The organism is Xanthomonas populi (assembly GCF_002940065.1).
GTDB lineage: Bacteria > Pseudomonadota > Gammaproteobacteria > Xanthomonadales > Xanthomonadaceae > Xanthomonas > Xanthomonas populi.
Window position 1 is genome coordinate 1 of record NZ_MDEJ01000201.1, and the last position, 5,003, is coordinate 5,003.

Annotated in this window: 3 protein-coding genes; all 3 read left to right on the top strand. The window is 59.8% G+C overall.

Annotation, left to right across the window (positions count from 1 at the left end):
- Nucleotides 1–137 precede the first annotated feature (137 nt).
- The 3 genes from XpopCFBP1817_RS19485 to XpopCFBP1817_RS19495 all read left to right on the top strand — a co-directional run bounded on the left by XpopCFBP1817_RS19485 (nt 138) and on the right by XpopCFBP1817_RS19495 (nt 4,975).
- Nucleotides 138–860 carry a TniB family NTP-binding protein gene (locus tag XpopCFBP1817_RS19485; RefSeq protein WP_128418350.1) on the top strand — a complete coding sequence of 241 codons (723 nt, stop codon included), beginning with the start codon at nt 138–140 and terminating at the stop codon, nt 858–860.
- A 640-nt stretch (nt 861–1,500) separates the two neighbouring features.
- Nucleotides 1,501–2,436 carry a DUF4007 family protein gene (locus XpopCFBP1817_RS19490; protein WP_128418351.1) on the top strand — a complete coding sequence of 312 codons (936 nt, stop codon included), beginning with the start codon at nt 1,501–1,503 and terminating at the stop codon, nt 2,434–2,436.
- Between the two features lies 1 nt (nt 2,437).
- Nucleotides 2,438–4,975 (top strand): ATP-binding protein, encoded by a 2,538-nt coding sequence (locus XpopCFBP1817_RS19495; RefSeq protein WP_128418352.1) that lies wholly within the window; start codon nt 2,438–2,440, stop codon nt 4,973–4,975.
- The last annotated feature ends 28 nt before the right edge of the window (nt 4,976–5,003 follow it).

Genomic DNA, 5,003 nt, shown 5'->3' on the forward strand with positions numbered 1-5,003 from the left:
TTTTATCTGGCAACTTCATGTTTTCACAAAAGAAATCGGGTTCTGCGAGTCATTTTTACACGTATGTCGGCTGAACCCCAAGAAGAGTGGGGAGACGAGTCAGGTGAACTGTCACCCTATGAGATCAAGTTGAAAAGATGAGCGACCTAGAGCATCTTCTGCCGGAAGTTCGCTCGGTGATGGATCAGTCGCCTGCGATGCGTCTACGGCAAATGCAGGGAAGCAAGTGGTTTAACTATGCCGCTGCTGAAACGATTCTGCAGCGGATGGAAACCTTGCTTGATCATCCCCCGACACATCGCATGCCAGGAATCTTGCTGCTTGGGGAATCCAATAGCGGCAAGACCTCACTCGGCTTGGAGTTCATGAGCAGGCACCCTATCGATCCGAACCTGGAGGGCGACGCGGTACGCGTGCCTGTACTTCGGATCGAGATGCCACCAAATCCAGATGAAACGCGGATCTACGACGAAATTCTTCTGCAGCTCATGCAGCCATTTCGCACAAAAGACCCTATCAGCGTAAAAGCACGCCAGGTCCAGACAGCGTTGAAGATCGTCGGTGCCAGAATGCTGATATTTGATGAGTTCCAGGCTGTCCTAAGCACAAGAAACGATCGGAGGCGCCTCGTACTTGAAGTCATCAAGCATCTCAGCAACACACTGCAAGTGCCTATCGTTGCCATTGGTACCGCCGAAGCTCATGTGGCGATCTCAAAGGATGAGCAGCTAGCCAACAGCGCGCAGGACTCTTGGCGTGAAGATGATCGCAGATCTGTCGCCGCACCCCCGAGGTGCGCTGCAAACTCAGTAACAGGGGGTAATAGAACTCGTGCGCCTGTCGGGACCGGTACTCGATGATCTCTGTCTGCGCCTTGAAAGCGGCGCTCGCGCGATTGGCCTTTTCAGTGGCGACCCGTTGCTTGCCGTGAAGCCAGATATTGATTCCGCCACCGACGAGGACGCCGAAAAGGCCCAGCAGTTCCGGCCAGAGCTTTTCCAACCAGCCTGTAGCCCTGCTGTCCTGGATGAACTGCCGTAGCCGCAAATCGCTGGCGTCAAGCTCAGAGCGCAATGCCGCTGTTGTGAGGCCCGGCTCGACCGAAACCGGGCTGACAGTGTGGAGTTGCGCCGCGGGATGGGGCGGCATGCTTGGGCTCGCCTGTACCGTTGGCTTACTGGGTTGAGGTGGCGTCGACGTGCTTTGTGCCGTAACGACACCCGCGCCGACGAAGGTCAACATTCCAGCAAGCCCCGATCGCCATAACCAGTTCATTGTGACTCCCCCGCTTCTATAGCGGCCTAGTGTCCGGTCTCCGCACACTTAGTTCCATCCCCGGACGCGGCATGGGCGCTGAATGATGTCGACAATACACTCGACTAGCTAAAAGCAATAAAATCAATAGCTTATAGAGATTACCTTCCAAGTAATAATGCGCGCTGGCGGCGTTCGCCAGGAAACTCGTTGTCCGCTGGCGGTCTCCGCCAGTAGACTGCCGGTATGGCCCTTCCCGCGCTTCCCGACGACGTTCAATTCTCTGGTCACGAGACCTTCCCGCTTCGCCAATTGTGGCTGCGAAAGGCCTACGAGGCTGCGCAACACCCTGACTTTTTTGGCAATGCCAAGTTGGCGTTTGCGCCGGAAAACGGCATTCGCCGTTTCGGGGTAGGCAAGAACATGGTCTCCGCGATCCGCCATTGGGCATTGGCCTGCGACGTTCTGGAGGAACAGCCCGCAGGAAAGATGGGTGTCGGCACGGTAGGCCGAGCGCTCTTCGGCGGCCGAGGTCTTGATCCCTATCTGGAAAAGCCGGCAAGTGCGTGGTGGGTGCATTGGCTGCTCGCAGGACGCGCAAAGCGATCGACCACGTGGTGGTGGGTCTTCAATCGCATCAATCAGCAAACCTTCGAGTCTGAAAAGGTCGCGCTTGCGCTTGCTCATGCAGCCGAGCAGGCGGGGCACCGCGTCTCCTACGTCACCCTCAAGCGGGACGTGGATGTATGCCTGCGCTGCTATGTGGCTCGCCGCGATGGACGTGAGGCCGATGATGCCGCCGAACCTCTCCTGGCAGATCTCGGCCTGTTGGCCGAAGGGCCGATTGGCACATTCCGGTTCAGGCGCGGCGCGCAGTCCTCGCTACCCGATGGGCTGTTTGCGCTTGCGCTGCTCGACTTCTGGGAAAGCAAGGAGCGGTCTAGTGGCTCGGGCCAAGCGACTTTGTCTTTCGAAGCCATTGCGCACGAATTCGGTGCGCCGGGTCGGGTGTTCAAGCTGGACGAGAATTCGGTGGGCGACCGCCTGACGAACCTAGAGGAGATCTCCGAAGGGCAATTGCGCTGGAGTGATACGGCGGGTGTTCGGCAGGTTAGTCGGATTCTGACCGAACCACTGGATGCGCTCAAACAACGACTTCTCAAGCACGCATATGGCAAGTAGCATGGAACTCCGCATACAGGTCACCCCGCGCTTCCAACGCTCCGTGCAGTTGGAGTCCGATCTCTCGCGCGCCGATGCCTTGGATGGCTACATCTGTCAGTCCAGCTCACGAAATGCGCTTGCTGTGGTCGCACACCACATCAACGAATCCCAACAGCGTGCCTTTACCTGGACAGGGCCCTATGGTGGCGGCAAATCCACTTTGGCTCTGGCCTTGGCGCAGCTGGCCGGCGGGACGCCCACGGTCCGCAAGCGTGCCAAGCAGGCCCTAAATGTCGAGGCGGATGACGAGATTTGGAAAGCCTTTGGCAGCAAGAAGCCTTGGCTGTTCGTGCCAGTGGTGGGGCGCCGTCAGGCCCTTGAAGAGGCCCTCGGTCAGGCGATCGACAAGCATGCGCCTCAACGCGGTCCCAAGCGCATGCGCAATGGGCGCCGCGATGTAATCGCTGAGCTAGTCCGGCGTGCAGAGGCGGGCGAGCACGGTGGCGTGGTGGTTCTGCTCGATGAGATGGGCAAGCTGCTGGAGGCTGCGGCCGCCGCGGGAGAGGACATCTATTTGCTGCAAGAGCTGGCCGAAGCCGCCAGCCGTAGCGACGGCAAGCTGGTGGTCATCGGCATCCTGCATCAGGCCTTTGATCAATACGCCTCGCGCTCAGGTCGAGCCGTCCAGAGCGAGTGGGCCAAGGTCCAAGGGCGCTTTGTGGATGTGCCGGTTGTGGCCGGTACTGATGAGGTCATCGCATTAATTGGAGGCGCCATCCGCTGCGATGAGGCCCACTCGGGCAGCCACAGACTGAGCGAGGTGATTGCCAAGGCGATTCAACGCCGCCGGCCCGCCTCATCTGCCACGCTAGCCCAGACTCTGGATCAGTGCTGGCCACTACATCCGGTGACAGCGGCCCTGCTCGGCCCCTGCTCACGTCGCCGCTTTGGACAGAACGAGCGCAGCGTATTCGGCTTTCTGAGTTCAGCCGAGCCACTGGGCTTCCGTGAGTTCCTGGAGGGTCACACCCGTAAGAGCCTTGGGTACTACCAGCCGGCGCGCTTTTGGGACTATCTGCGCGCGAATTTTGAGCCTGCGATCCTGGCCTCGGCTGACGGCCACCGCTGGGCAATCAGTGCCGAAGCCATAGAGCGTGTGGAAGCGCGGTTCCGTGAGCCGCATGTGTCCTTGGCCAAGACGATCGCATTGATCGAACTGTTTCGGAATGGGTCGGGGCTGGCAGCCAGTCACGATGTGCTTGAGTGCTCGGTGGACGACGTCTCGCCCAAGTTTGTCAAAGCTGCACTGGAAGAACTTGCTGCGGCCAGCATCGTCATTTACCGCAAGCACAACGAAGCCTGGGCCATCTATGCGGGCAGCGATTTCGATATCGATGCTGCCGTGGACACCGCCAAGCGAGAGCGCAGCCAAAGCATTGACGAGCAGCTCAAGCAACTAGCCGTTTTGCCACCGCTGACCGCACGCAAGCACTACTCCAAGACCGGCACGCTGCGTTGGTTCGAACGCTCTGTGGTGACGCCGAGCGGCGCGATGGATCCCCATGCGCCGCCAAAGAAGACGCCGACCGGACGCTTCGCGCTGCTGGTGCCGAACGAGGAGAGCACCTCTGAACAGCTGGCGCAGACGGCTCACGACCTGGCGAAGGCGGCCAAGGATCCTCTGACCTTGTTTGGTGTCCCCAAGGGTCATCATCGCTTGGCCGAATATGCCAGCGAGCTGACTGCGCTGGAACACGTGGCCGAAAGCACCCCGTCGTTGGAAAATGATGGCGTTGCCCGTCGCGAAATCCATGCACGGTTACAGCAGTTGCGTGGCGACCTCGAAGCGGCCCTGCGCGATGCCTTCGCGACGGCAACCTGGTACAGCGCGAGCAAGACCTTCCATCCAACCGCCGAAGATGGCCTCTCGCCCATTGCTAGCCGGGTGTGTGATGCGGTCTTCAAGAGTGCACCTCAGATCTCCAGTGAACTGGTCAATCGCGATGTACTCTCTTCCAACGCGGCCAAGGCCCAGCGTCTGTTGATGCACCGCATGCTTTCCCACGGTGGGCACCACGAGCTGGATTACTCGGGCTATCCAGCCGAGGCAGGCTTGTATCACACTGTTCTGGCGCCTCTCGGGCTGCATCGGACCGTGAAAAAGCGTGGCACGTTCTCTTCGCCCGAACTGTCCGACGACCTCGAGGGCGCGCGTTCTCTGGTGCCGCTGTGGCAGGCTTGGCGTAACCTGCTGCAGGGCGCCGATGGTGCGATCACCCTGGCACAGCTCTACGACCTGGCGCGGCAGATTCCCTATGGGGTCAAGCGAGGCGTGTTGCCTATCCTCGCGCTCGCGTTCCTGCTCGCCCATCGCAGCGAGATCGCGCTGTATGTCGATGACATGTTCTGCCCGGATCTGACCGACTCAGACACAGACGAGTGGCTGCAGGACCCTGCGCGCATCGGTTGGAAATGGGTGCGGATGGATGCCTCGGCCAAACAGATGCTGACCCTGAGGTATCCCCACGTTTTTCAGCCCATGACCATCTGGTTGTAGACGTGTTCGGGCAGTGTGCGTAATCGCT

Bases quoted from the DNA above. Each gene is read 5' to 3' on its own strand.
- XpopCFBP1817_RS19490 (WP_128418351.1), top strand. From the start codon at position 1,501: ATGGCCCTTCCCGCGCTTCCCGACGACGTTCAATTCTCTGGTCACGAG.
- XpopCFBP1817_RS19495 (WP_128418352.1), top strand. From the start codon at position 2,438: ATGGAACTCCGCATACAGGTCACCCCGCGCTTCCAACGCTCCGTGCAG.
- XpopCFBP1817_RS19485 (WP_128418350.1), top strand. From the start codon at position 138: ATGAGCGACCTAGAGCATCTTCTGCCGGAAGTTCGCTCGGTGATGGAT.